A 738-nucleotide genomic window follows, 5' to 3' on the forward strand; every position below is an offset into this window, starting at 1 on the left:
TGCTAGTTGTGTTGGGCTCAATGCGCGAGCTTATCGGCAACGGCACATTGTTTGACGGCGCAGACTTGCTATTGGGTGACTGGGCTGCAGCGCTGCGCATTCAAGTATTCCAATTTGATAGCAGCTTCTTATTAGCACTATTACCACCAGGTGCTTTCATCGGTGTAGGACTTTTGATTGCGTTGAAAAATGTTATCGACAGCTCAATGCAGGCTCGTCAGCCGAAAGAAGAAAAACCGGCCATTGAGCGTGCTCGCGTAACTAATGCATAATATAAGAATTCTAAAATCAAGGCTCTACCACTCGTAGGGCCTTTTTCATAAACCGCAAAGACGGGTTTGGAAGTCAGCAATGAACAAAGAAAAAAGAATAGAAATTCTTGAACGATTAAGAGAAAACAACCCCAATCCTGAAACGGAACTGAACTGGAGCTCTCCATTTGAGTTACTCATCGCTGTGCTACTTTCAGCGCAAGCGACCGATGTCAGTGTCAACAAAGCCACTGATAAACTCTTCCCCGTTGCGAATACGCCACAAAGTATTCTCGATTTGGGTGTCGATGGTTTGAAGGAATACATCAAAACTATTGGCCTGTTTAACTCAAAAGCAGAAAACACCATCAAAACCTGTAAGATCTTATTAGAAAAACATAATGGCGAAGTACCAGAAGATCGCGCCGCTCTTGAAGCTCTTCCAGGAGTCGGCCGTAAGACCGCCAATGTCGTGCTCAACACCGCA

1 protein-coding gene and 1 pseudogene are annotated in these 738 nt (G+C 45.1%); both read left to right on the forward strand.

All coding sequences use genetic code 11. From position 1 onward, the window contains the following. The coding region (locus R7Z47_RS24765; protein ID WP_318130752.1) for an Rnf-Nqr domain containing protein at positions 1–272 on the forward strand (272 nt) is incomplete at its 5' end. Between the two features lie 79 nt (positions 273–351). Continuing rightward, positions 352–738 (forward strand): annotated as a pseudogene (locus R7Z47_RS24770) (endonuclease III); the annotation flags it as partial.

Origin of the sequence: Vibrio sp. 1641 (assembly GCF_033339995.1) — a bacterium.
Classification (GTDB): domain Bacteria; phylum Pseudomonadota; class Gammaproteobacteria; order Enterobacterales; family Vibrionaceae; genus Vibrio; species Vibrio alginolyticus.